The following is a 25896-nucleotide window of genomic DNA, read 5'->3' as shown; positions in this document are numbered from 1 at the left end:
AAAACGCCCGACCGGCAGATTTAGGAAAGGGTGGAGTTGAACGCGACGGGGATGTTCAGGCCACCAGCGTCAAGGCTGCATCCAGCGCACGTTGTTTGATGACGGCGCCCTGGCCGAACCAGGCCGAATCCATGCGGTACTCGTTGCTGCGGGCGCGGCGCGCATGGTCAACGTATTCGGTGACGGCATTGAGCAGACCCCAGGCGGTGCCGTTGGCCGATTCAAGGCTGCTGCCACGACCGTGCCCCTGGTACAGGTTTTCCACCTTTTGCATGGCGCGAATGTTCGGCACGCCATTGGTCTGCTGGGCGCTGGGCGAGTGATCCCCCAGCACTGTGGTGAGGAAGCTCAACACCTCCTTGGAGGTCACCTTGCGTTCGGCCAGGGTGCGCAGGCGGTACATGAAGTCGTCCCATTGCGAAACGGCGATGCCCAGTTGCTGCTTCACCTGCTGCGGATCGAAGCGGGTGTTGTGCGGCACCTTGATCGCGCGCGTTGCGCCATCGAGGGCGATGCTCAGGGTGTTGTTGCACACCACCCGCACCGTGGTCGGCGTGGCCGTGGTGGCCAGGGTGCCGTCGCAGGAGGTGGCCAACAGCAGATAGCCGTTGACCTGGTCGTTGCCCTTGATCGCCGTACCTTGCCCGGTACGCGCCAGCGCCCAGAACTTGCGACCGCCCTTGAGCACGCCGGCGGTTTCCAGTTCATAGCCGGAGACCTGGGTAAGTTCGCGATAGAAGTCCAGCACGTCGCGTGGTTGCACCACCTGGTAACGCTGCGAGACCACCGACAACGGCGCGTGGGTGTCGGAGCGATAAAGCACCTTCTGTTCGGGGAAGGCATGGAGGCTACCCAGGTGACCGACCACGTTCGCTTTGAAGTGGACCGGGCTTTCGAGGATTTGCCAGTCCATGCCGGCCTCACGCTGCCAGACCTCCAGCGGTTGGTGCGGGGACAGGCGGCTACCCAGGCCGTGCCAGGGTGCGTCGCCGACGTAAGCCATGCGTTCGATGAGATGAGCCATGATGGGTTTCCTGTAAGCAAGCGCCGGCCTACAGCGCTGCGCACCGCGCAGCACCGGCAAAAGACATGAAGTGAACGTGAGGAAAACGAGAAGAGCGAGAAGAACGGAAAGAACGAAACCGATCAGGTCGGCAGGTTGAAGCGGTGTCCGCAGATCAGGCAGAGGTTGTTGGCGAGCACGTGGCGATCCAACTGATCACCGAGCTGGGCGCCCAGTGCGCAGCCGCCGACGCCACCGGCCAGGCCGCCGAGCAGGGCGCCGGACAAGGAGCCGAGCGTCATACCCAGTGGACCGGCCAGGGCGCCGACCGCCGCGCCGGCTTGGCTGCCCGCCAGTGCAACGGATGCGCCGCGGGCCGCACCGCCGACGGTGCCGATGACGGCACCGATCTTCAGCGCGGAATGCAGGGATGCAATCTTGGGGGAGTGACAACGAGGACACTGCAATGACATGAAGGAACCTCCAGGGTGGTTATGTCAGGGCAGTGATATAGGACTGAAATTGTTTGGAATGGAATGCCGCACGCAATAATTACATCGACTATCTTGATGGCCTCTTTGCGACGCTGCTCAGTCAAGATTAGACGCACTCTAGTGCGCGCCTAATCAATTCGAATAGCGTAGTGGGGGGAACTGGCCAGACCGTGGCGTCGTTCCGGTATCCAATATTCCTGCTCTCTGAACAGGGGCAGTTCCTTGATCGTGACGATCTCGCCGTTCTTCAATTGAGGTTCACCGGATCTCAGCAGAAGCGCTTCGCCGAATCGATAGAAGCTGCCTTCTTTTTTGACATGCCCCAGCTTGGTCAGCAACTCGATAGTGGCCTCCAGTCGTTCGGCATTGGCCCGCCCTCGGAAACACGTGGGGCCACGTTGTTTTATCGTGGTAAGGGTGAAGTCTGTCCCTATGCCATGGCGAAGATGATTAGGCAGTGGTTCATAAGGCAGCGGTCTGTTGTCGCGCAAGGCCTCTTTCTGCTTGGTTTTCTTTTTATCTTGAGCCTCCTCACTATTTCGATGCTCATTAACGGCAATGCGCAACAAGAAGTGCGCTAACAGGTTCGCATCCGCCACCAGTTGCGGTTCGTTTGCCAAATACTCGGTGAAGTGCTGGGAACAGATCCGGGCAAATGTCCAGCAGAACGTGAGGGTGAAGGCGTCAATCTCCCTGTCGCTGTCGATGCCGTACTCGAAGGCATGCAGGATGGCGGCTAAACGGCTGACGTTTTCCAGCAACTTGGACGCATGGTCCTTGGCGTAATGGTACAGGCCGTTTTCCCGCATTTGCGCTTCGAGGTACTGGCTGTGTTCGTACCAGAGCGCTGCGGCCGATTCCGAAAAGCGCAGGACGTGACGCGCCTCGGGGACGCCGGTCTCCAAACGTTCACGCAGACGGGCATTGAAGGCCTGCCGGCGCGGTAGTTCAAACACTGTGTGGAATTCTCGGAAACCCGCCATCGGGCGGGGCTTGGCGACCAGGAAACGGGCCAGAAAGCCGGTGCCACGGGCCTCCTCGCCGCGCCGCCCCATGAAGCGGGAGATCACACTGGGTTGGGCCATCAGTGCCAGCGTGAGACGAGCATTCTGGAGCGTGAAGCCTTCCCGGGAGATTCGGTCGACGATCACGCTGCTGCCGTCCCACAGCGTATTGAGCTTGTCGAGTTCGCCCAGTGCCTTGCCACTGAAAATACTGTTGGCTTCGCTGGTCAGCATGCAGGCATTGGGCATGTTCTCGTACAACATCAGTACCAGCGCCTGGGGCGTGGTGTCCTCATAGAGGAACTTGCCCGAGCGGGGAGGACGGGGTTCGGCTCGGACATGCGCCTCATAAGCCTTGCGGGCCTTCTCTGCCTTTGCCTTGTCGTCTTGGCGGCGGAAGGTGACGTACTCGCGCTCCAGGTGCCGCATGTCCGTATACCACAGGCGGTGAACGACCCGGTGTTCCGCCATGTCGGCCTCGTTTTGCCGGTGCGCCGCATCATTCAGTGCATTGATGGTTCCGAAGAAATAGTTCTGCGTGGTGGTCTTGCGCTCACCCGAGTCCGCGATGGTCAGCAGCATCAGCGAGGTGGGGACCTTATGGCCGGTGGGCATCAGGACATCGACATACCCCTGGCAGGCCGTGGCCATGGCGCCGAAGGCACACATCATGGCCATTTCCCGGGACACCTGCAGTTCCCGAGACGCCTCGGTCACTGCGGCCTCGAACAGGCTGTGCTCGCGGAAACAGGGCCAACCCTCGTGAAAATTCAGGGGCTCGACAGCGGGGGATATCGATGCAACATCATCTTCGTTTGTCATTTTTAGCTGCTAATCTTGCTATAGTTAGCGAAAATAGCATGTGATTTAAGAAAACCTCTATCGTAAATCATGAAAAAGCCCCTCCCAGCGCCCCTCCTAAAGGGCTGCGTCGCCCAGGCGGAACGCACACGAAGGGGCCCGCTGTCTGAGCGGCGGCACGTCCCGTGGACTGACGTTGGCCCGCTGGTGATTACTGCCCCTTACCTTGAGCGCCTGTCACGGCGGCCAGGCGGCCAACGACCTGGAACAGACGAAACATCGCGCCAAGCGGTGGCTACTCTCTCAGGGCGCACCGACATGACGCGGTGCCTCTGATTGCAGGCTGCAGGGAATGGAGGCCGTTCAAGAGCCGCTTGCGGAAACGTTCGAGAAAATATTGCTCATGGCAACAACCGCCCTTTAAACCGTCCCCTTGGTCACTAAAGTTACGTTCTTAGCTTTGTCTTACTTCTCAGATAACGCCCAGTGCATGATGTCGGCATGAGTCTCGGCCAGGCTGAATGTTGTTTGTCGAACAGCCTGGTGATACTGGAGTTTATGGATTTTAGGTGATGGGGTTTATTGATATACACCTGTAAATCAGACATGCCTGAAAATCAGATGCACCTACACATCAGCTGTATATAGGGCTAGACAGTCCTCGGACTTGCCGAACACTCTACCAACTCGCGATTGATATCAAGATATTTATCGCCATCGACTGAGTTATGCTTTAGCTTATCTCTCGCAAAGATCGTTCAATTAAAATACTGTGCCCACTACGCCTGACCCACTACTCCCCCAGTTTTAAAATACCCACGCCGTACTTGGTATGTCTTCAACCAACCAGGTACACGCCATGACCAATCAAACAACCAAACACCTCTCCCAATCCGACATCGCTATCCAGATCGAACGACTCGTGAACGCAGTCATCCGTCACGATGGTCCTGCATTCAGGATCAGCTACGACGCACAGGGGAATGAAGTCATCGAGAGGACCAGGCTCTCTCGGTACTTCGAGCATATTCGGCAAATGTATTATTTGGTGAATGACGATGCATACGCACTGAATGAACACCTGATCGCTTTTCGGGACGCCTGCCACGACATTGGGCTGGAATTCGGCATGGCAGGTATGACGTGCTTGAGCGCGAGCGAGGATCGCTACCTTTCGGAAGCTGAAACCCTGAACTGGCTCGTGGAACAGATCAGCGTGCAGGTCCGGACCAAGCGGTTCCAACGCGGGAAGCATGACCGCACCTATCGTGAGAAGCAGAACCGGCAAACGGTCACCGACTACGTAGAGCGGGTGCTGGGTAGCCGTTCACGTACTCTCGTGGTGAGAGTGGACCTGTACTACCGGGAGGCGGCACGTGTTCGCCTGACGGTGGAGGACGTCTTCGAGGATCTGGACAGGCTGATCCGGGCCAGGGAATACGATCCGATCTTCCAGCACGAGATGGGCTACATTTGCGCGGTGGAGCAGGGGGAGGACATGGGCTATCATCTCCATGCAGCCTTTTTCTTCGATGGCCGGGAGGTATTCAAGGACATCTTCAAGGCGGAGGCCATCGGTGAGCTGTGGGAAAGGATCACCAGTGGCTGGGGCTATTTCCACAGCTGCAACCATGACAGGGCGCGCTATAAAGATCGGTGCGGGGTGGGGATGTTCAAGCGTGACGATGAGGCTGGTAGGCAGAACGTCATCAACGCCTGCCACTACCTGATCGAGGATGGGCAATCGATGCGGGTGAAGCCTGTGGGAGCCAGGATGCTCCGGATGGGACATGTCCCTCGGCGTAACTAGATCGATAAAATCCCCACTCTCGTCACCGGCTCTAGTCAATCTGAGACCTCAAAATATTCTTCTCGAAAAGCACTAACCGACTGGCCAGTCCAACGACGAAACGCATGGCGGAAGCTGGATGCGTCCGAGTAGCCGAGCAGTTCGCTGATGCGTTCCACAGACAGTTCGGTCCGCAGCAATTTCCGGGCGCGGGCCTGGCGGGCGTCGTCGAGGATCTGGCGGTAGCTGCAGCCTTCGGCGCCCAGGCGCGACCACAGCTTCTCCTGCATGTACTGCGCCGGCCCCTTGCCGGTGGCGCCCTTGAGCACCATGCCCAGCACCTGGGTGTCGACGCTGATGTAGTGGTGGCGCCGGCCGGGGGCTCGGCGCTCGGCAGGGTGGCGACCGCGTCGTTCACTGAGCCGCCCAGGGCGAGCGTCCGCCCCAGGCGGTTGATGTCGGCGTCCGGGTCGGCGTAGTCCTCGTTGAAGGCGATGCCGGAGGACATTTCCAGCACGTCGCGCAGGGGGACGCCGTCATAGCCGCCGACCTTGAGCTGCGGGGCGTAGCGGGTCACGGGGTCGAGCAGGTCGTGGATCGCGCCTTCCTCCAGGGCCATGCCGATCAGCAGGGACATGAACGACTTGCTGACCGACCAGCCGATGGAGCGGGTCTGGGCTGTGTTGCCCTGGTAGTAGCGTTCGAAGGCGATGCGGTCGTCGGCCAGGGCCAGCAGGCCGGTGGTGTCGGTCTGGCGGATCCAGTCGTCCACGGCGATGTCTTGGCCCTGGAAGCTGAACCGCGCCAGCAGCGCGTGGGGCTGCTCGGCCAGCGGCTGGGCCGCTTCGCTGCGGCGGACGGGCAGGGCGTCGAACAGCCGGGGCATGGAGCGGAAGTTCTTGACGATACACCCGGGCTCGAACAGCGTGTGCACCTGCCACAGGCGCAGGCCCTTGTAGCCGGCGAACAGCAGCGTGGCGCAAACGAGCACGACCAGGGGCGCGCGAAGCGGACGGGAGAATGTCATGGCGGCTCCTCAGTTGGTGCCCAGGCGGCGCAGGTTGGCGGGCTGCCAGTAGCTGTCCGGCGGCACCCGGCAGGTGGTACTGGCGCGGGTTCTTCTCCTGGCTGCGCAGGCCGAGGGTGCTGTAGTCGCGGTCGATCAGGTCGTGGTAGACGATCATGTCGGTGGTCAGCGTCGGCACCTCGTAGGCCTGCTGGGTGAAGGCGAGGTTGACGCGCCAGAGCTGGCCACGGTTGTCGTAGCTCTCGGCCATGAGGATGTTCCAGCTGTCCTCATCCAGATAGATGCGGCGCTTGGCGTACACGTGGCGCTCGCCCGGCTTGAGCGTGGCTTCCACCAGCCAGACGCGGTGCAGTTCCCAGCGGGTGAGGTCGGGGTTGAGGTGGCCCGGCTTGAGGATGTCGGCGAAGGCCAGCCCCGGCTGGTTCAGCCGGTAGTTGTTGTATGGCACGTAGAGCGCCTTGCTGCCGAGCAGCTTCCAGTCGTAGCGGTTGGGCGCGCCGTTGTACATGTCGGCATCGTCGCTGACGTAGCCGTCCACCGGGTTGTCGTAGGCCACGGTCGGCGCGCGGCGTACCCGGCGCTGGCCGGGGAAGTAGTTCCAGGCCATGCGTGGGGCCTGCACCTGGTCGATGGTCTCGTGCACCAGCAGGGTTTCTCCGGTGTTGCGCGAGGGCGGCAGGATCTGGTTCATGTAGCGGAACAGGATGTTGCCCAGGCCCAGCGCCGGGCCGAAGGTGTGGATGGCCGAGAGCGAGGTGGTGTAGAGCTCGCCGCGCTGGTAGAGGTCGATCGCCGGCCGTGCGGCGCTGCCGAAATGGCCGAGGTCGATCGGCGCGCCGCTACCGCCGCCTTCGCGCAGCGCGCCGTTGGCCAACTGCTCCATTTCCCAGGTCATGGACGACTCCAGGGGCGCGTTGGGGCGGTAGGTCAGCTCCGCCGCGAGGTTGGTGTCGGCGAGGTTGCCGGAGAGGGTGAAGCCGAACAGTCGGATGTCTTCCGGGTAGACCAGGTCGTAGTAGGTGCTGTCCAGCAGGGCCAGGCCATCCACCAGGGGGACGGCGTCGGGCGCCACCGCGCCGGCCAGCGCGCACAGGCTGGAGAAGCGGTCGCCACCGCCCCGGCTGCAGCCGTGGGTGGTGCCCGGGCGCAGGGAAATGAACGGCACCTTGCTGTGGTAGTTGAGGTAGTAGAGGCTGAACTCGGTGTTGTTCAGCGCCTCGGACAGGTAGCGCAGGGCCAGGCCGAACTGGCCGCCGTCGCGGGCATCGCGGTCCTTGCCATAGCGGGCGATGGCCACCACGCCATCCTCGCCGTTGACGCCGGGCACCAAACCCGCCGGCACGCCCATGGCTTCGAGCTGCTGGCGCAGATCGACGAGGGTGCCGTTGGTGCCCTTGCCGAACACGTCGTTGTCGTTGAGGAAGGCCCCGGTGGGCATCACCTCGTTGCCGCGCCAATCCAGTCCGTAGAAGCCCTCCACGCTGAGGCTGTCGCTCAGGCCGACCTGCAGGGCGACCATGTCAGTCGGCAGCAGCGCCTCCTTGAGGCTGGCGCTGGGCAGTGCGATGCGCCCGACGTCGATGGGGTTGGCCACGTTCAGCCCGTCGGCGTAGTAGATGCCTTCGCCCCAATTGATCACCTGCCGGCCCAGGCGCAGGCTCACCGGCATGCCGTGGATTTCCCGGTTGCCGTAGACGTAGGCGTCGAGCAGGCGCGTGCCGTGGCCGAGGCGGTTGCGCAGGTCGGACGGGTAGCGTTGGTCGCTGTCGGTGTTGTGCAGGGCGAAGGCGCCGCCGCTGGGCGGGCGGTCCATCAGCTGGGTGTCGTACCAGGCGCTGCCGCGCACGAACAGCCCGTCGTCGTGGTACTTCAGGTGCAGCTCCGAGGTCAGCTTGAACTCGCTGGTCACCAACCCCCGGACGTAGTACTCGCTGCCGTCGTCGGCATTGGCGAAGAGGTTCTGCCCGTCGCGGACGATGCGCTCGGACTTCGCCGTGCGGACCATCGCCGAGTACTCGGCGACGCTGTCCAGCGAGGCGTCCATGCCCTCCACCGGCGTTGCGAAGGAAAACGCGTACGCCATCGGCGGCGCACTCAAGAGGCTCCCTAGGAGGAGCTGTGCAGTCGATCTTCTCATTGTTATCTGCTCGATCCAGGTTCAATTCCCCGGTGGCAGATGACACCGCCGCGGGCCGGTGCGAACTAGAAGATCAGCGGACAATTAGCGGGGATTTCCGGACACCGCTCCTGAAAAAGCCCGATTGTTGTACACAGCTTGGCGCTGCGACTGTTCAGGCCTCCCGTACATTTGTCTCGGGTTGGCTTGCGGGAGCCGACCGCCCCGCGCGGCCGCAGCGCCTCAGTCGTTGAACAGGCACTGTCGCAACCAGTGATGGCCCGGGTCTTCGTGGCTGCGAAGGTGCCAGGCGACGTGCACCGCGTAGCCGGGCACGGCGAAGGGCAGGTCGATCACGTCCAACTGCGCGTGATGGCGTTGCAGCAAGTTCAGCGGCATCACGCAGACCAGGTCGGTACTGGCCAGGATCGGCGGCACCAGGTGGTAGTGGCCCACCGAGAGCGCCACGTGGCGTCGCCGCCCGAGGTGGGCGAGGTGCTCGTCCATGAAGCCACGCAACCCGCCGCCCTGGGGGGAGACGATCAGGTGGCGCAGGCGGCAGTACTCGTCCAGGTCCGGCGCCGCCTTGCCTCTGGGGTGGCCCTTGCGTTGGGCCATGCGGTAGTCGTCGTGGAACAGCGCCCGCGACTTGAGGTTTTCTGGCAGCTCGGACTGGATGCACAGCAGCAGGTCCAGCTCGCCGCTCTCCAGTTGCGCGTCGACGCTGCGGGCATCCACCGCGCGAAAGGTCACCTGGATGTCCGGCCCGCACTGCCCGTAGAGCCGGGCGATCAGCGCCGGGGCGACGTGGGCCGCGGTGTTGTCGCTGGCGGCGATGTTGAATGTCCGCCTGCTGTGCTGCGGATCGAAGGCCGGGGCATCCTCCAGCACCGCGCCCAGGGCCGCCAAGGCCTGCCGCAGGGGTTGGCGCAGGCGCTCGGCGCGGGGGCTGCGCACCATGCCGCGGCCCTGTCGGGCGGGGACCAGCAGCGGGTCGCCGAAGCGCTCGCGCAGGCGCGCCAGCTGGGCCGACAGCGCCGGCTGGCTCAGGTGCAGGCGCTGGGCGGCGCGGGTGACGTTGCATTCCTCCAGCAGTACGTCCAGCGAGACCAGCAGGGGCAGGTCGGTGCCTTTGATATCCATGGGGTGGATTCGTCCGATATCGAGAATCGATTTCAACTATACCCGAGCCGCCGCGACACTCCAGGCATCGATGGCCACAGGACGGAGAAACGACATGCGTGGGGCGATATCGAGAAAGCTCGGCGTGCTCACCTTCAGCACCGGCGTGCTGGGCGGCGGCTCGCTGGTCATGGTCGGCCTGCAGCCGGCGCTCCAGGCCTCGGGTTTTTCCGTGGCGGAGGCGGCGGCGCTGGTGACGGCGTTCTCGCTGAGCTTCGCCTTGGCGGCGCCGCTGGGCCAGGTGTTGATCGGCCACCTGCCGCGGCGTTCGGTGATCATCGCGGGGCTGTGCCTGCTGGCGCTGGGCTGCCTGTTGTGCGCCGGGCTCGATGACCACCGCGGGGTGTTCCTGGCGCGCCTGCTCAGCGGAGTGGGCGCCGGCCTGTGCAGCCCGATGTCGTCGGCGCTGGCGGCCGGCCTGGTCCCCGAGCGCGAGCGCGGCCTTGCCCTGGCCCGGGTGTTCAGTGGCGTCACCCTGGCCAATGTGCTGGCGGCGCCCCTGGCCGTGACCGTGGCGGCACAGGGCGGCTGGCGCCTGGCGATGGCCGGGCTGGGGGCCCTGGCGCTGCTGGCCGCGATGCTGGTGGCGGTGCTGATCCCCGATGCCGAGCGTGGCCGCCGCCTGAGCCCGGCCGCGCTCGCCGAGGTGCTGGGCCACCGCCCGAGCCTGCTGGCGCTGCTGGGCAACGTGGCGCAGGTGAGCGCGATCTTCGCCAGCTTCACCCTGGTCGCCCCGCTGATGATGCAGCGCTGGGGCTGCGACGCGGCGAGCGTGTCCGCCGCGCTATTGGGCTTCGGCCTGGCGGGGATGCTCGGCAACCTCTGGGTCCGCCGGCTGGCCCTGCGCCATTCGGCGCTGCGCCTGGGGGACGCGGCGAGCCTGGCCTTCCTGCTGGCCTTCGCCCTGCTCGGCGGTGCCCGTGTGCTCTGGCCGCTCGGCGCACTAGCCCTGCTGACCTGGGCTCTGGCCCAGGACGTGTTCTATCCCTCGCAGCAGCGCCGCATGGTTGAGTTGCAACCGACGCACATGGGTTTGGCCTTGGCGCTGAACTCTTCTGCTCTGTTTCTAGGCATGTCGGCAGGCTCAGCTCTGGGCGGGCTGTTGGCCAAGGCGCTAGGCCTCTGGGCGGTGCCCTGGATGTCGCTGGGGCTGGTCGGCGTTGCGCAGACGCTGAGCGCGGCCTCCCGCCGGCAAGCTGCTCGCGCAGCCGCACCGCAGGCCGCGCCGGCCGACTGACCCGGCCCCCGTGGTGCGGCCAGGGGCCCGCAGCCATCAGGCCTCTGCCAGGTGCTCGGCGAAGGTACTGCCTCGATAGCGGTCGCGGAACAGGCCGGCTTCCGCCAGGCGCGGCACCACTTCGTCCAGGAACAGCTGCAGCGAGCCGAACGAGCCGCCCGGCGCGGCGATGAATCCATCCATCGCGCCGGCGGCGGCCCAGTCGGCGATCTGCCCGACGGCGTCATCCACTGTGCCTATCACCTGCCAGTGCGCGGCGGACAGCACTTCCGGGCGCATCAGCAGTTCTTCGGGCAGCAGCGACTCGCGTTCCAGCAGCCGCCGCAGCAGGTCGACATGGGTGCGGCTGGTGCCCGGCCGCAGTTGCGGCAGTGGCAGGTCGGCGGCCCGGATGCGCCGGTCGCTCGGCCAGGCGCTCAGGTCCAGGCCGATCATCTGCTCGATCGCGGCGAACTTGCGGGCCTTGTCCACCCGCGCGTGGGTCTGCATGAACAGCTCGCAGGCCTCTTCGCGGGTGGGTGCCAGGTACAGGCTCAGGCCGGGCAGCAGGCGGATGTCCCCGGGCGAGCGGCCGTGACGCTCGGCGCGGCGCGACAGGTCGCGGCGCAACTCGGTGGCGGCGGCCTTGTCCGGCGTCGGGGCGAAGACGATGTCGGCGACCGAGGCGGCGAAGTCGCGGCCGCTGTCCGAGGCACCTGCCTGCACCAGCGGGATGCGCGCGCCGAAGGCCGGCAGGTTGAGCGGGCCGCGCACCTTCAGGTACTCGCCGTCGTGGTCGATGGGGTGGACCTGCGCCGGGTCGGCGTAGCGCCCGTTCTCGCGGTCGAGCAACAGGGCCTCGTTGGGGAAGCTGGCCCACAGCTCGTGCACCACGCGGGTGAATTCTGCCGCCCGGGCGTAGCGTTCCTCGGCGCTGGGCATGGCCTCCAGGCCGAAGTTCTCGTGGCCCTGCAGCGCGGTGACGATGTTCCAGCCGACGCGGCCCTTGCTCAGCCAGTGTAGCGACTGCAACTGTCGAGCGACCAGGTAGGGCGGGAAGAAGGTGGTCGAGACGGTGGACACCAGGCCGATGCGCGAGGTCTCGCGGGTGAGGGCGGCCAGCAGCACGGTGGGGTCGAGGCTGGCGAAGCCCGAGCCGCTTTCCATCGCCTCGATGGCCAGGCAGCTGACGTCGGGGCGGAACACGAAATCCAGGTGCGCGGCTTCCGAGCGCCTGGCGATGTCGAGCGCGAAGTCGCTGCCGTAGATCTCCTCGGCACGGCTGTCGGCGCGGCGCCAGGCATCGCCGCTCAGCCAGGTGGGCGCGAGGGACATGCCGATGTGCAGGCGTCTGGTGGTGCTCATCTTTCTCTCCTGTACCAATGCCAAAGGGCCGGCCCGTCGCCGGGTCGGCCTGGTGTGACGCGGGGCCGCTCAGAGCGTGCCCTTGATGCCGATGCCGAGGGTGCGTGGCTCGGTCATGCTCGCCTCGATGCCGCCGATGCCGCGGTTCTGCTGCAGGTAGGTGGGCGAGCGGTCGTCGAACACGTTCTTCACGTAGCCGTACAGCTGCACGTGGTCGTTGAAGCGGTAGCTCATGCGGGTGTCGGTGATGGTGTAGGAGTCCACCGCGTAGGACTTGGTGTTGGCCACGTCGGAGTAGTAGCCGTCCAGGTGGCGCACCTGGGCGTTGAGGTTGAGGCGCTCGGTGATGTCCCAGCTGGGCCCGAAGCTGAGGGTGTAGCCGGGCGAGCGGGCGAACTCGTTGTGCGCGTAGCTGCTGTTGCTGTCGATGTCGTCGATGCGGGTCTTCAGCGCGCCGGCGCTGGCCTTGAGCACCAGGTTGTCGAGCACGCGGTAGTCGGCGCTCAGCTCCACGCCGTAGGCGTGGGCCTTCTCGGCGTTGATGGTGTAGGACTGGGTGAGCCCCGAGGAAATCACCACCGGGATGTTGTACTGGGCGTCGCGCATGTCCATGTAGAACAGGTTGCCGTTCAGGTGCAGGCGGTCGTCCAGCAGGCTGGCGCGGGCGAACAGCTCGTAGTTCCAGATCGACTCGTCGTCGAAGGTCTGCCACTGCTTGCTGCTCATGTTCAGCGACACGCCGCCGGGGTTGTAGCCGCGGCTGACCATGCCGCCCAGGGTCCACTCGGGGGTCAGGGCGTAGGCCAGGGAAACCTTCGGCAGTAGGGCCGAGAAGGTCTTGTCGTAGTCCAGCGGGTTGCCGGCGTACACCGAGGTGCCGCTGCGCTCGATCTGGTCCTGCTGGAAGCGCAGGCCGGTGCTCAGCGTCCAGCGCTCGGTCAGGCGGTAGTTCAGCTCGCCGAACACCCCCAGGTTGCGCTTGGTGTCGTCGAAGGCGGAGATGCCACTGAGGTAGAGGATTTCATCGGAGCTGGTGTACGCGTAGTACAGGCCGCCCATGCCGCTGAGTACGTCGCGCTGTTCGCCGAAGGTGATGCGCGCCTCGTTGGAGGCGTTCTTCTGCTGGATGTCGGCGTCGCCGCCGTTGGGCACGCCGATGACCCGGTGCACGTCGGATTGCGAATACTGCGTCTGGTTGAACAGCTTGATGCCGTTCTCCAGGTCGTAGTCGAGGTCGACGATGTGGGTGTTGGTCTGCTGGTGCCAGCTGGGCATGGTGGTGGAGGTGTGGTCCAGCTTGTGGAAGGGCTTCGAGGCGGCCTCCTGGGTGGGGCGGTTGGAGTCGCCGTGGGCGAAGGTGTACTTCGCCGCCAGCCCGGACAGGGCCTCGGGCAGCCAGAGCAGCTTGCCGCGCAGGTTCAGCGCGCGGAAGTCCTGGTCGGTGCCGTGGCTGGCGAACTTCGGGTTGGTGTAGTCGATGAAGGTATCGCGGGCCGAATAGTCCAGCGCCAGGCGCCCGGCAAGGTCGCGGGCCAGCGGGCCGGAGGCGGCCAGCGAGCTGCGCCGGGCGTTGTAGTTGCCGATCTCGGCTTGGTAGGCCGCCTCGGGGGTGAAGGTCGGGTCCTTGGTCTTGACGATGATCGCGCCGGCGATGGCATTGGCGCCTTGCGAGGTGGTCTGCGGGCCGCGGAACACCTCGATGCTGTCGACGTCCCACACCGAGGGGGCGCCGAAGTACATCTCGTTGTAGTTCAGGTAGTGGCCGTCGAGGTTGATGGTGGCGCGTGGCACCGTGCCGCCCCAGAACACGTTCGCCCCGTTGTTCGGGCCCTGGGCGTCCTGGCCGCGGATCACCGGCGCACCCACCGAGTCGGTGTAGATCAGGTTGGGGACGTCGTTGAGCACCTCGTGGACCGAGGCGTCACCGGTCTTCTCGCGGTCGATCTCGCGGGCGTTCTTGACCGACACCGACGAGGCGGTGTTCTTCAGGTCGCGCTCCATCTTCTCGCCGGTGACCACCACCGACTCCAGGGCGAGGGGAGCCGTCTCGGCCAGGGCCGCGGGCGAGGCGAGCAGGGTGGAAAGGGTGAGCACGCCGAAACCCCGGCCGAGCGTGCGGTGGATGTAGGCTTTCAAGATAACCTCCAAATGAGAACGATCCGCGTTTGCGTTGGAAGGTATCATGCGGCCATTACGTTCCGCAATAAAGAATGTATTCCGCAAAGTAGCATGGTGGCCCGCGCCGAGGATCATGCCGGGGCCTCCTGGAAAGAGGGGGAACCGGTATGATTGGCCGGCTCCACGGGTTACCGCCGTGGGAAGGTCTGAATAACAACCCTGCCCGGATACTGATGAGGAGACGAGCCCTTTGAACAACCTGCAGCCCCCGTCGGAGCACGAGCTGGAGACACCGAGCGAGAAGCGCTCCGGCACCATCCAGTCGGTCTCGATCGCCGCGCGCTTCCTGAACGTGTTGGCCAACGCGGAAAGCGAGCTGAGTCTCGGCGAAGTCGCCCGGCGCACGCAGACAGGGGGTTCCACCGCCCACCGCTACCTGCAGAGCCTGGTCAAGGAAGGGCTGGCCAAGCAGGACCCGGCCAGCGGCCTCTACGACCTGGGGCCGGCGGCATTGAGCATCGGTATCGGCGCGTTGAAGCGCATCGAGGCGGTCGACATCGCCGCGCAGCACATGAAGTCCCTGGCCTTGCGCCATGCCGCCAGCGGTGGCGTGGCGATCTGGACAGACCGTGGCCCGACGCTGGTGCGCTGGTACCGCAGCGCCTACTTCTCGATCAACCCGCTGGCCCTGGGCGACATCCTGCCGATCGACAACACCGCCTGCGGCCTGGTCTTCCAGGCCTTCCTACCCAAGGCCCGCATCGAGGCGGCGCGCAAGCAGCAGCCGGCGCATTTCCGTGGCAGCCCGCCGAGCGCCGCGGTGCTCGCGGACATTCGCCAGCACTGCTGGGCCGAGCTGACCAGCCACCTGCTGTCGAACGTCACCGGCCAGGCGGCGCCGGTGTTCGACGCCCAGCAGGAGATCGTCTGCGTGATGACCACGGTCACCGACCTCGGCCAACTGCACTTGCCGGAAGACCGCCAGGCGCTGTTCCACGAGGCGGAGCTGGTCAACCAGGCAACCGGCGGGCGCATGCTCGGTGCGCCGGGCCCGGCGCTGCCGCGCTGAGCCGGCTCAGGCCCCGGCGGCGAAACGCCCCTTCGGCACCAGCATCGGGGTGCCGCTCAGCGGGTCGGCAATGACCACCGAGGCCAGGCCGAACACCTGCTGCACCAGCTCCTCGGTGAAGATCGCCGCGGGCGCGCCCTGGGCGACCACCGCGCCGTCGCGCATGGCGACCAGGTGCGTGGCGTAGCGGCAGGCCTGGTTCAGGTCGTGCAGCACCGCGACTATGGTGCGCCCCTGGCGGTTGAGCTCGGCCAGCAGTTCGAGCAACTCGATCTGGTGGGCGATGTCCAGGTAGGTGGTCGGCTCGTCGAGCAGCAGGATCGGGGTTTCCTGCGCCAGCACCATGGCGATCCACACCCGCTGGCGTTGGCCGCCGGACAGCGCCTCGACCGGCCGCTCGGCCAGCTCCGTCACCCGGGTCGCCTGCATGGCCCTGCGTACCGCCTGCTCATCGGCCTGCGACCACTGCCGCAGGAACGCCTGGTGCGGGTAGCGCCCGCGCGCCACCAGGTCGGCCACGCGGATACCCTCCGGCGCCGTGGCGCTCTGCGGCAGCAGGCCCAGGCGGCGGGCGACTTCCCTGGCCGGCAGGGCGTGGATGTCCTTCGCGTCGAGCATCACCCGGCCGGCGCTGGGCACCAATAGGCGCGATAGCGCCGCCAGCAGGGTGGACTTGCCGCAGGCGTTGGGGCCGACGATGACGGTGAACGAGCCGTCGGCGATGGCGATGGACAGGTTCTGCGAGATGGTCCGGGTGTCGCGGCGCAGGGTCACGGCATCGGCGTGCAGGCGGTGGCTCATTGGGTGTTCCGGGGTCGAGGGCGGAAATTCATTATGCGGAATCTATTCTACGATATGGAATTATTGGCATGAGAAGCATTATCATATTTACCGTGCACACCCGGCGATATCCCATGCCGGGCGTGGCGCCATTCGCGGTTCACGCCATCGCGCCGAGCCCCGCCCACCCCTTGCGAAGACCCTTCGATGACGAACGCACGCCTTCCCGTCCTGCTGGCCAGCGCCGCGCTGGCACTCGTCGCCAACCTGGCGCCCGCCGCCCAGGACGCGCCCCGGCGCATCGTCTCGACCACCCCGAGCGTCACCGGCATCCTCCTGGCGATGGACGCCCCGCTGGTGGCCACGGCCGCGACCACGCCCAGCCGCCTGACCGATGCCAAGGGGTTTTTCTCGCAATGGGCGAAGGTAGCCGATGAGCGCGGGGTGGCGGTGCTGTACCGCAACCTGCAGTTCGATATCGAAGCGGTGATCGCCAGCGACCCGGACCTGCTGATTGTCTCCGCCACCGGCGCCGACAGTGTGGCGCCGCACCAGGCCGAACTGGCGGCGCAGGGCGTACCCACCCTGGTGGTGAACTACTCCAACCAGTCCTGGCAGGACATCGCCACCGAACTGGGCCGGCGCACCGGGCTGGAGCGGCAGGCGCGCGACACCATCCAGCGCTTCGACGCCTACACTGCGCAGGTCGCCGCCAGCATCAGGCCGCCGGCGGAACCGGTGAGCATCGTCGGCTACAACATCGCCGGCAGCTATTCGATCGGCCGGCTCGGCAGCCCGCAGGCGCGTCTGCTCACGGCCCTGGGCTTCAAGGTGAACGAGTTGCCACCGGCGCTGACGGAAAAGGTCACGCGCGCCTCGGACTTCCAGTTCATCTCCCGCGAGAACCTGCCGGCGGCCATCAGCGGCGCCAGCGTGTTCCTGCTCAGCGCCAGCGACAAGGACGTGGAGGCCTTCCTCGCCGACCCGGTGCTGGCCAACCTGCCGGCGGTACGCAACAAGCGCGTGTACCCGCTGGGCCCCAGTTCGTTCCGCATCGACTACTACTCCGGTCGCCAGTTGCTCGACACCGTGGCCAGTCATTTCCGCTGACGCATGCGCCTGCCTGCCGCGAACCTCGTGATCCCCACGCCGCCGCGCCGCCGCTCGCACGCCTGGGGCCTGCTGGGCGGGGTACTGGTGCTCCTGCTGGCCGCACTAGCCAGCCTGGCCATCGGCTCTCACCCGGTGCCGCTGGAGGTGACACTGGAAGCCCTGCGCCACGCCGCCCCGCACGACGACCAGCACCTGATCATCCGCGAGCTGCGCATTCCACGGACGCTGGTCGCGCTGCTGGCCGGGCTGGCCCTGGGCGTGGCCGGCACCCTGATGCAGGCGCTGACGCGCAACCCGCTGGCCGAGCCAGGGCTGCTGGGGGTGAATGCCGGCGCGGCGCTGGCGGTGATCATCGGGGTCGCATTGTTCGACCTGACGAGCATCACCCAGTACATCGGCCTAGCCTTCGTCGGCGCGGGGCTGGCGGGGGCGCTGGTGTTCCTCCTCGGCCGCGCCGGCGAGACCGGCACCAACCCCGTGCGCCTGGTGCTGTCCGGGGCCGGGTTGTCGATCCTGCTGGCTTCGCTGACCGGCATCATCGTCCTCAACGCGCCGCCGGAGGTGTACGACAGCTTCCGCAACTGGGCGGCCGGCTCGCTGTCGGCCAGCAGCTTCGCCACGCTGCCGCTGCCCGCCGCGGCCATCGCCGCGGGGCTGCTCGCGGCGCTGTCGATCGTGGCGCAGCTCAATGCCCTGGCCCTGGGCCAGGACCTGGGCCGCGCGCTGGGCGTGGACGTGCGCCTGACCTGGCTGGTGGCGTGCCTGGCGACCATGCTGCTGGCCGGCGCGGCCACCGCCATGGCCGGGCCGATCGGCTTCGTCGGCCTGGTCGCGCCGCACATCGCGCGGCTGCTGGTCGGCCCGGACTACCGCTGGATCCTGCCGTACTCGGCGCTGTTCGCCGCGGCCCTGCTGCTGGGCGCCGACATCCTCGGCCGGGTGGTCGCGGCCCCGGCGGAAATCGCCGCCGGGACCATCGCCCTGCTGCTGGGCGGCCCGTGCTTCATCCTCCTTATCCGACGGTTTCGCGCATGCCGGCTCTGAGCACGCTCCGCGTCTTGCGCCTGGGGGGCTTCTCCTTGCGCTACCGGCCGCGCAGCCTGGTGGTCTGCGTAGCGCTGGCACTGCTCTGCCTGGCGCTGGGCACCCTCCTGCTGGGCACCGGCAGCCTGTCGATCGGCCCCGGCGAAGTGCTCGCCAGCCTGCTGGGGCAGGGCGAAGGCACCGCGCAGCGCATCATCCTGCGGGTACGCCTGCCGCGGGTGCTCACCGCCGCCCTGGTCGGCGCGGCGCTGGGCATGGCCGGGGCGATCTTCCAGTCGTTGTCGCGCAACGCCCTGGGTTCGCCGGACATCATCGGCTTCACCACCGGGGCGGCAAGTGGCGCGATCGTGCAGATCATCCTGTTCGACGCAGGCCCCCTGGCCGTCGCCCTGGCGGCGGTGGCCGCCGGCCTGTGCACCGCGCTGCTGGTGTTCCTGCTGGCGATGCAGGGCCGCAGCAGCGGCGGCTACCGCCTGGTGCTGGTGGGGATCGGAGTAGGCGCCAGCCTGTCGGGTCTGAACCAGGTCCTGCTGGTCACCGGCAACCTCGACCGGGCGATGTTCGCCCAGCTGTGGCTCGCCGGTTCGCTGAACACCCGCACCTGGGCCCACGTGCTGCCGGCCGCGTCGGGGTTGCTGGCGATCCTGCCGATCGCGCTTTACCACGCCCGCTACCTCGATCTGCTGGAGATGGGCGACGACAGTGCCACGCAACTGGGCGTCGGCGTGGAACGAACGCGCCTGAGCATGATGCTGGCCGCCGTCGGCCTGACCGCCATCGCCACCGCGGCGGCCGGCCCCATCGCCTTCATCGCCCTGGCCGGGCCGCAGCTGGCCAGGCGCCTGACCGGCGCCGCCGCGGTGCCTTTGCTGTCGGGCGCGCTGATGGGCGCCGCGCTGCTGCTGGCGGCCGACTGGCTGAGCCAGGGCCTGGCGAGCCGGGCCAACCTGCCGATCGGCCTGGTCACTGGCCTGCTGGGCGGCTTCTATCTGCTCTGTCTGATCGCCCGCAGCAGGCGGCTGTAGGCCGGGCCCGCGCCGAGCGGTTCCGTACGACCGGTGCGGGGGGCCGAGGTGGGCTGCCAGCGCTGTTTTCATCAGTGCGCCGTTCATCGGCCCTCGAGCATCCTCATCCCCTTGAATGACAGCCGGGCAACGGAAGAAGATAATGGCCGCACGTTCAATATTGCCGGGCTGTTGTCCAACTCCTGATTTCCTGCATGTCTTCGCCTCCTGCCTCACCTGAAACGCCCCCCACGGCTGAGTTTTCATTCAGGCGAATCGCTGTGCCGGCCTTCGGCCCCTCGTTGCTTTTCGGCTTGGGAGAAGGCGCCATTCTCCCGATCATTCCGCTGATGGCGCGTGATCTGGGGGCCTCCGTGCCGATGGCCGCGCTGGTCGTCGCGCTGATCAGCATCGGCTCGCTGCTCAACAACATTCCGGCGTCGTTGATCACGATGCGCTGGGGGGAGCGCTGGGCTATCGTCGCGGCAGGTATCTGGAGCGGGCTCGGTATGGCCCTTTGCGTGCTGACAGCGCATCTTGGCCTGTTCGCGGCCGGCTGCTTCATGGTGGGCATGTCGCAGGCGGTCTACAACCTGGCACGCCAGAGCTACATGACCGAGGCCGTTCCGCTCGCCTATCGGGCGAGGGCGCTATCGACGCTGGGCGGGGTGATGCGTATTGGCATGTTCATCGGTCCCTTTCTGGGGGCGGCGGCCGTCCATGCGTTCGGCCTGTCGGCAGCCTACGCTGTCGGGTTTGCCGGAGTGCTGGGGGCTGCGGCGATCGGTGCACGAGTCCCGGACCTGGAGCCGCTGCCGGTTCCACTGGGCCAGGCGCCTGCCGCCACGACGATCGTTTCGACGCTCAGGGACCACCGCCATGTGTTCCTCACCCTGGGTATCGGCGTCGTCTTGGTCAGTGCCGTGCGAGCCTCGCGCCAGGTCGTCATCCCCCTGTGGGCCGATCACCTCATGTTGGCGCCTGCCTTGGCCTCATTGATCTACGGACTGGCGGGCGGCATCGACATGTTGGTCTTCTACCCCGCGGGCAAGGTGATGGACCACAAGGGCAGGGGGTGGGTCGCGGTGCCCTCAATGCTCATCATGGGCATGGCGATGCTGCTGATGCCTTTCACCTCGGGCTTCTCCACGCTGCTGCTCGCCTCGTTGGCCATCGGCTTCGGCAACGGCATTGGCTCTGGAATGATCATGACCCTTGGCGCGGACCATTCCCCGCGGCATGGGCGGGCGCACTTTCTCGGAGTGTGGCGCCTGATGTCTGATATCGGTTCCTCGTGCGGACCGGCACTTCTATCGTTCCTGGCGGGCAGCCTGTCGCTGGCGGCAGGAATCGCCGCGACCGGGATCATCGCCTTTGCAGCGGCGGGATCGTTGGCGTATTGGATTCCCAAAGTGCAGCGCTCCGAACGGAGCAGCAATCCCTGAGGATACAGTCCATCCTGAATACAGCCCGGGACTATTCTTAGTCTTGGCGAGTCTGTGTCGATAGTGGCCGATAGGTTCAGTAGAGCGATGTTGGGGCGATAGCGAGTGCCGGAAGCTAGCTCAGGGCATTCTGGCTGAATGCCATCCTTTGCTCTATACAGGGAAGGCATGCTTGCCCGGCATCCTCCAGGGTTAGCAATGCTCAAGGACCCGGATGAGGGGATGGCGATGCGAGGGAATGATGAAGTACCCGGAGAGGACATGTTCCAGTTCTCTCCGGAAGAACCATCGGCAGCCCCGATCGACGCGGCCCCCTTGCTGGTGCTCAGCGTCGATGATAACCCTGGTTTCCAGCGGTCGTTGCGGGTAGCGCTGCAGGGGTACCGTTACCAAGGCCAGCCGCTGCGCCTGCTGACGGCCCGATCGGCAGAGGAGGCGGCCACGTTGATGGTGGCTACTCCGGAACTGGCGGTGGTGCTGCTCGACGTTGTAATGGAAACCGACGATGCTGGCCTGCGCTTGGTGCGCAATGTGCGTGAGGTGCAGGGCAATGCCGATGTGCGGATCGTTCTCTTGACCGGTCAGCCGGGCATGGCGCCTATGCAGGCGTCGTTGGACCAGTTGGATATTAGCGACTACTGGTTGAAGACCGAGCTAAGCCAGGAGCGTTTGCACAGCATCCTCACCGGCAACCTGCGTACCTGGCAGCAGATTCGTGCGCTGAGCCGAGCCAAGCGTGGACTCCAGGCGATCGTCGAGGCGAGTAATAGCCTAACCCTTGCCAGGGGGCTGGAGGACTTCTCGGCGCGAATGATCTGTGAATTGTCGAGTTTGCTCGGGGTGGCTCCAGATGGCCTGGTTTGCGTTCAGGCGGAGCATTCCGGTGAGACGTCGTTGCGCGCTTGCATTAGCGCCGCAGCTGGGCGCTTCTCCGGGCACCTGGCCAGGCCATTGGCATCTCTGGATGACCTCCAGATCCGTAGTTTGCTGAGCCGGGCGATGGAGGAGCAGACGGCCATCGCCACCGAGGATAGTCAGGTGCTCTTTTTCCCTGGTACGGCGGGTGTACCCCACGCGGCTGCCTACCTGGCCACCGACCGTCACCTTGACGAGACCGAGCATGAGCTTTTGCGGGTGTTCTCCACCCAAGTCAATTCCGGGTTGATCAACGTTGCCCTCAGCAGCCGCCTCGATCGTATCGCCTACGAGGATGCTTTGCTGTCGATCCCTAATGGCAACGCCTTACTCCGCGAACTGGAAAGCGTCCTAGCCTTGCCTCCACCCTGCGGTCGCATGCTGCTGCTGGTGGATCTGGATCAATACGCCGAGAGCAGCTTGTCGCTGGGTGTCGAACAAGGTGACTTGATGCTACAGGGGATGGCTCGTCGCCTGCGAGCAAGTTTTCCGCCGCCCTGCCTGGTTGCGCGACTCCATGAGGATACCTTCGCGATTCTCGGACCCACTCAGCGTCTCTCAGAGAAGCAGGTGCGTAGCCTGGAGCTGCTCGACGAGAGCGCCCATTCCCCCTTCATCGGGATCGGTGCCGCCCGACTGGACCTGGATGCCTACAGTGGGTCCGCACGGGGAGCCATCTCGGCAGGCCTGCTTTTGCTCAAGCGGGCGCGTAGCGAGGCAGCGCTGCTATGTGAGTACCAACCGGGCATGGAGGCGGAGACCAGCCTGCGTTTCCAGCAGTCCCATGCGCTCTACCATGCGCTTCGTAACACCGAGGGCATCCGCATAGTTCTCCAGCCTCAGGTTGACTTGCTGAGTGGACGGGTATTAGGAGCGGAGGTACTAGCTCGCTGGGTTGATACAAATGGCATTGAAGTGCCTCCTGGTGTGTTCATACCCATCGCGGAGGCGAATGGCCTGATAGTGCCGCTGGGCAAGCGTATCCTGGAGATGGCCTGTGCCGCGGTGCGAGAGATCGACCAAGCCGGTTTTCCCGACCTGACACTGGCGGTCAACGTGTCGCCACTGCAACTGGCGCGTCAGGAGTTTTCGGAAGAGCTTGCCGCGGTGGTCCGCCAGCATGGCATCCGCCCCGAACGTATCGAATTGGAAGTCACCGAATCGGCGGCGATGAATGACCAGCAGGCCGGCGGCACTATCCTCCGTAGTCTGGAGGAGGCCGGATTCTCTATCGCCATCGACGATTTCGGCACCGGTTATTCGTCGCTGAGCTACCTGCATGCGATCTGCGCCTCGACGCTCAAGGTCGACCAGCGCTTCGTTCGCGAAATCGGTCTGGTCGATGACGACCAGAGCATCGCCGACATGATCATCGCCCTCGGTCGCCGCATGCAGATGTATGTGCTGGCCGAAGGGGTGGAAACCGCTGAGCAGGCCGACTGGCTGCGCGAGCACGGTTGTCAGCGAGCCCAGGGTTATCTGTTCGGTCGCCCCGAGCCGTTGGATGCCTTCATCGAGCGTCTGCGTGAGCGGGACCACTGAGCAGCCGGCTATGCCGCAAACCGCCCGAGCCGGTGGTTTGCGGCTCGACGGCCATTGGTGGCGGCAGCGCTGGCGCCATCTGCTGACACTGTCCGTTCCTTGGCTGCTGCTGCTGTTCCTGGGCATACCCTTGCTGTGGAGCGAACTGGAACGAGCGGTGCGGGAGCCGGCCCTGCGTGCTCGCGACGGCGTCCGAGAGGAAGCCGTGCAGATACTGACGCGGGCGCTGGATTTACTACGGCACGATGTGGTCTTCCTCGCCGATCTGCCACCAGAGTTGATCAGTGCCGACACCCGTGCGGACTCCGTGGCGGCGCGTCTTTTCCTCAGCTTCTCGCGCAGCTCCGGTTACTACGACCAGGTGCGCTGGATCGACGAGAAAGGCGATGAGCGCTTGCGCGTCAACAACCGCGATGGTCATGTCGTACTGGTGCCTCCGGAACAACTGCAGAACAAGGCCGATCGTCCGTACTTCAGCGAGGCAGTGGGCCTACCCGACGGCAGCATCTACTTCTCGCAACTGGACCTCAACGTTGAGCACGGCACCATCGAGCATCCGCTGCAACCGACGTTGCGGGTCGTCAGCCCGGTGCTGGACCAGGGGCGCAACCATGGCGTGGTAGTACTCAACTATCGTGCTCAGCGGCTGCTTGACCGCCTACGGCAGTTGGGCGCCCGCCAAGGCGTGAAGCTCTTCCTGGTGAACCACGACGGCTATTGGCTGCTTGGGCCGAGCGCAGAGGATGAATGGAACTGGCAATTGGGCAACGGCGAGCGTCGGCTGGTCGCGAGTCTGCCGGGACTCTGGCAGCAGATGCAGAACCGAAGTAGTGGTAATTGGCGAGGCGAGGGTGGTGACTGGTCGTGGATCGACCTGGACCGCGCCGAAGTGCTGCACAGCCGCGAAGGCGTACAAGTCGACGCTCATCGTTTCGGGCTACGTGTGCTGGTGGAGCTGCCGGACGGAGCTGTCGGCACGCTGGGCTGGCGCTGGAAAGGGGTCGTTGCCGTACTGGCGTTGTTCATCCTCGGCCTGGCTGCTTTCCTGATCCTGCGCCTGCTGCGCAGTATGCTCGCCGAGTCGAGCCGGCGCCGCGAGCTAGAGCTGGCCAATAGCGCCCTGATCGAGGCTGGCCGGGATATGCAGGCGATGCAGGCAGAACTGGCCCGGGTCGAACGCTTGTCTTCGCTGGGGTTGATGATCGCCGGTGTGGCCCACGAGATGAATACGCCGCTGGGGGGCGCCAGCCTGGCACTCTCCACTGTGCAGAGCAGTCTCGATGAGCTCCTGCGACGACTCGACGCCGGGTTGCGCCGTTCCGATCTTGAGCGCTTCCTCGCGGACAGCCGGGAAGCTCTGGCCATCGCCCAGGCCGAGACTGGCCGCGCGGTCGGGGTGGTGCAGCGTTTCAAGCAGGTCGCCATGGATCGAACCAGCCTGCAGCGGCGTCGTTTCGACCTCGCCGAGGCAATCCTCGATGCCGATGTGCGCCTGCGCCACTGGGACCCTCAACAGCCGGTGCAACTGGCGCTGGATTTGCCGCCGGGGCTGTTGATGGACAGCTACCCGGGACCGTTGGGGCAGGTGATCTCCAACCTGCTGAGCAACGCCCTGGAACATGCCTTCCCCGACGGCGGGGCGGGGCGGATTAGCATCGCCATCGCCGCCGACGGGTCGGAGCGGGTGGTGCTGAAGTTCAGCGACAATGGCAAGGGCATCCCTCAGGCCGAACTGCCACGCATCCTCGAACCCTTCTTCACCACGGGGCGTCATCGCGGCAATACCGGGCTGGGTCTGCACATCCTGCATCAGATCGTCAGCGAGGTGCTGGGCGGGCGATTGCAGGTAGAAAGTGTGGTGGTCGACGAGGCGCGGGGTACCGGGCAGGGGACGCGTTTCGTCCTGTTTCTACCGCGCAAGGGACCGGATACCTTGCCTGGCGTTTGAAATCGTCTGGTCGACTTTCGGCAAGGGGCTGCGTTTTCCTCAAGATGCGATGGTGATTGGCTGAGATACCTGATATCAGTTTGGGTTGTACTGATTGTGTCAGTTTGACATTATCGGACTGCCATCATTGCGGCTGACCAGTCTGAACCCCATCTCCTGCTGAGCATCCACAATGATGGATTTCCCTTTAAGGACCCGGCTTCGGCCGGGTTTCTTTTTCTTATCGGACCATCTTTTCATTGAATCTGTAGCGGCTGGTCCAGCGACCAGGGGCCTCGGCCTATCAGTAGCAGGAGCAAGCCGGCCCAGGACAGGTGGGTCGGCCAGGCGTCTTGGTAGACGAACACGTCGATCAACTTCGACGTACGCACCTTGCTCTATCATTTGGTCGGCGTCGATCTGGCCCTGATCCACGGCATTGGTCCCTACTGGGCACTGCGCCTGGTCGCCGAGTGCGGCACGGATCTGAGCCGCTGGCGTACCTCGCAGCACTTCACTTCGTGGCTGATCCTGGCACCATGCAGCGGGCTATGACGGCGATGACCGCCAACCTGCGCAGTCTAGTCGGCTACATCGACACCGGTGTGCGTCGCCTCGCCCAGGCCTCCGACGAGCTGAGCAGCGGCAGCCGGGGCGACCGCCGCATTAAGGCTATGGGTGTCGTCATCGCAGCCAACTCTGGCACGATCCTGAGCAACGGCTGGGAGGGGACGTCCGAAGACCCATGTCAGCCGGGCGTGCCTGCCCTCCTCTCACCCGTCGTGCGCGGGGGCGATAACCGGCGGGTGCGCATGGCGCACCCTAAGGAGCAAGATGGGCTGCCGGGGCCGATGACCACCCTGTTGCACTGGCAACCCCTTGCATGAACTGGCCATCACATCTCCCCAGTCCCCGCGAAAAGGCCAGAGCTGACACAGCGAA

At 65.4% G+C, this 25896-nt stretch carries 18 protein-coding genes and 4 pseudogenes; 11 read left to right on the top strand and 11 right to left on the bottom strand.

What is annotated here, in order from left to right:
• Positions 1 to 55: 55 nt before the first annotated feature.
• The 3 genes from QSJ95_RS08565 to QSJ95_RS08555 form a co-directional block, all read right to left on the bottom strand.
• Positions 56 to 1024, bottom strand: a complete 969-nt coding sequence (locus tag QSJ95_RS08565; RefSeq protein WP_285641627.1) for a DUF932 domain-containing protein — start codon at positions 1022 to 1024, stop codon at positions 56 to 58.
• A gap of 122 nt (positions 1025 to 1146) precedes the next feature.
• Entirely contained in the window at positions 1147 to 1476 is a 330-nt protein-coding gene (locus tag QSJ95_RS08560) for a hypothetical protein (RefSeq protein WP_276213687.1), read from the bottom strand.
• Positions 1477 to 1625: 149 nt separating this feature from the next.
• Positions 1626 to 3323 (bottom strand): YfjI family protein, encoded by a 1698-nt coding sequence (locus QSJ95_RS08555; RefSeq protein ID WP_285641624.1) that lies wholly within the window; start codon positions 3321 to 3323, stop codon positions 1626 to 1628.
• Between the two features lie 838 nt (positions 3324 to 4161).
• Between QSJ95_RS08555 and QSJ95_RS08550 the strand changes: the two genes are divergently transcribed.
• On the top strand, positions 4162 to 5112 hold the full coding sequence (locus QSJ95_RS08550) for a YagK/YfjJ domain-containing protein (protein ID WP_285641622.1): 951 nt from the start codon (positions 4162 to 4164) through the stop codon (positions 5110 to 5112).
• A 35-nt stretch (positions 5113 to 5147) separates the two neighbouring features.
• Here the strand turns inward: QSJ95_RS08550 and QSJ95_RS08545 are convergent, their stop codons facing one another.
• The 4 genes and pseudogenes from QSJ95_RS08545 to QSJ95_RS08530 all read right to left on the bottom strand — a co-directional run bounded on the left by QSJ95_RS08545 (position 5148) and on the right by QSJ95_RS08530 (position 9377).
• On the bottom strand, positions 5148 to 5381 hold the full coding sequence (locus QSJ95_RS08545) for a helix-turn-helix domain-containing protein (RefSeq protein ID WP_285641853.1): 234 nt from the start codon (positions 5379 to 5381) through the stop codon (positions 5148 to 5150).
• Positions 5358 to 5977: pseudogene (locus QSJ95_RS08540) on the bottom strand (serine hydrolase domain-containing protein); the annotation flags it as partial. The gene QSJ95_RS08545 and the pseudogene QSJ95_RS08540, both read right to left, overlap by 24 nt.
• 277 nt (positions 5978 to 6254) lie before the next feature.
• A pseudogene (locus tag QSJ95_RS08535) lies at positions 6255 to 8201 on the bottom strand (DUF1302 family protein); the annotation flags it as partial.
• 276 nt (positions 8202 to 8477) lie between these two features.
• Positions 8478 to 9377 (bottom strand): LysR family transcriptional regulator, encoded by a 900-nt coding sequence (locus QSJ95_RS08530; protein WP_285641620.1) that lies wholly within the window; start codon positions 9375 to 9377, stop codon positions 8478 to 8480.
• A gap of 94 nt (positions 9378 to 9471) precedes the next feature.
• On the opposite strand from QSJ95_RS08530, the gene QSJ95_RS08525 reads away from it, so the two are divergent.
• Entirely contained in the window at positions 9472 to 10653 is a 1182-nt protein-coding gene (locus QSJ95_RS08525; RefSeq protein ID WP_285641619.1) for an MFS transporter, read from the top strand.
• 36 nt (positions 10654 to 10689) lie between these two features.
• Here QSJ95_RS08525 and QSJ95_RS08520 read toward each other — a convergent pair whose 3' ends face one another.
• Together QSJ95_RS08520 and QSJ95_RS08515 are read right to left on the bottom strand one after the other, a co-directional pair.
• Entirely contained in the window at positions 10690 to 11997 is a 1308-nt protein-coding gene (locus QSJ95_RS08520; RefSeq protein WP_285641617.1) for an NtaA/DmoA family FMN-dependent monooxygenase, read from the bottom strand.
• Positions 11998 to 12066: 69 nt separating this feature from the next.
• Complete coding sequence (locus QSJ95_RS08515) at positions 12067 to 14133, bottom strand: TonB-dependent receptor (RefSeq protein WP_285641616.1); 2067 nt, start codon at positions 14131 to 14133, stop codon at positions 12067 to 12069.
• A gap of 265 nt (positions 14134 to 14398) precedes the next feature.
• Here QSJ95_RS08515 and QSJ95_RS08510 point away from each other — a divergent pair, with 265 nt between their 5' ends.
• Positions 14399 to 15184: an IclR family transcriptional regulator gene (locus QSJ95_RS08510; RefSeq protein WP_285641851.1), complete on the top strand. Its 786-nt coding sequence runs from the start codon at positions 14399 to 14401 to the stop codon at positions 15182 to 15184.
• A 6-nt stretch (positions 15185 to 15190) separates the two neighbouring features.
• Here the strand turns inward: QSJ95_RS08510 and QSJ95_RS08505 are convergent, their stop codons facing one another.
• Positions 15191 to 15985, bottom strand: a complete 795-nt coding sequence (locus tag QSJ95_RS08505) for an ABC transporter ATP-binding protein (RefSeq protein ID WP_285641615.1) — start codon at positions 15983 to 15985, stop codon at positions 15191 to 15193.
• 186 nt (positions 15986 to 16171) lie between these two features.
• On the opposite strand from QSJ95_RS08505, the gene fepB reads away from it, so the two are divergent.
• The 6 genes from fepB (at position 16172) to QSJ95_RS08475 (ending at position 24975) form a co-directional block, all read left to right on the top strand.
• The gene (fepB, locus tag QSJ95_RS08500; RefSeq protein ID WP_285641613.1) at positions 16172 to 17074 is read left to right on the top strand and encodes a Fe2+-enterobactin ABC transporter substrate-binding protein; all 903 of its coding nucleotides are present in this window, start codon (positions 16172 to 16174) and stop codon (positions 17072 to 17074) included.
• A 3-nt stretch (positions 17075 to 17077) separates the two neighbouring features.
• Positions 17078 to 18121, top strand: a complete 1044-nt coding sequence (locus tag QSJ95_RS08495; RefSeq protein ID WP_285641611.1) for a FecCD family ABC transporter permease — start codon at positions 17078 to 17080, stop codon at positions 18119 to 18121.
• A complete protein-coding gene (locus QSJ95_RS08490) occupies positions 18109 to 19146 on the top strand; it encodes a FecCD family ABC transporter permease (protein ID WP_502945266.1) in 1038 nt (345 codons plus the stop codon). Before QSJ95_RS08495 ends, QSJ95_RS08490 begins: the two co-directional genes overlap by 13 nt.
• 260 nt (positions 19147 to 19406) lie before the next feature.
• The gene (locus tag QSJ95_RS08485) at positions 19407 to 20570 is read left to right on the top strand and encodes an MFS transporter (RefSeq protein ID WP_285641609.1); all 1164 of its coding nucleotides are present in this window, start codon (positions 19407 to 19409) and stop codon (positions 20568 to 20570) included.
• Between the two features lie 198 nt (positions 20571 to 20768).
• On the top strand, positions 20769 to 23027 hold the full coding sequence (locus QSJ95_RS08480; RefSeq protein WP_285641607.1) for an EAL domain-containing protein: 2259 nt from the start codon (positions 20769 to 20771) through the stop codon (positions 23025 to 23027).
• A gap of 10 nt (positions 23028 to 23037) precedes the next feature.
• The gene (locus QSJ95_RS08475) at positions 23038 to 24975 is read left to right on the top strand and encodes a sensor histidine kinase (RefSeq protein WP_285641605.1); all 1938 of its coding nucleotides are present in this window, start codon (positions 23038 to 23040) and stop codon (positions 24973 to 24975) included.
• Positions 24976 to 25211: 236 nt separating this feature from the next.
• Here QSJ95_RS08475 and QSJ95_RS08470 read toward each other — a convergent pair.
• Positions 25212 to 25331 (bottom strand): annotated as a pseudogene (locus QSJ95_RS08470) (DoxX family protein); the annotation flags it as partial.
• On the opposite strand from QSJ95_RS08470, the pseudogene QSJ95_RS08465 reads away from it, so the two are divergent.
• Together QSJ95_RS08465 and QSJ95_RS08460 are read left to right on the top strand one after the other, a co-directional pair.
• Positions 25324 to 25494: pseudogene (locus QSJ95_RS08465) on the top strand (transposase); the annotation flags it as partial. The pseudogenes QSJ95_RS08470 and QSJ95_RS08465 overlap by 8 nt on opposite strands.
• Before the next feature lie 20 nt (positions 25495 to 25514).
• On the top strand, positions 25515 to 25841 hold the full coding sequence (locus QSJ95_RS08460; protein WP_285641600.1) for a hypothetical protein: 327 nt from the start codon (positions 25515 to 25517) through the stop codon (positions 25839 to 25841).
• Positions 25842 to 25896: the final 55 nt, after the last annotated feature.

The sequence above is a fragment of the Pseudomonas sp. NBRC 100443 genome (assembly GCF_030268185.1).
GTDB lineage: Bacteria > Pseudomonadota > Gammaproteobacteria > Pseudomonadales > Pseudomonadaceae > Pseudomonas > Pseudomonas citronellolis.
Note: the sequence above shows the minus strand (reverse complement) of the source record. Positions and strands in the feature narration are given on the sequence as shown.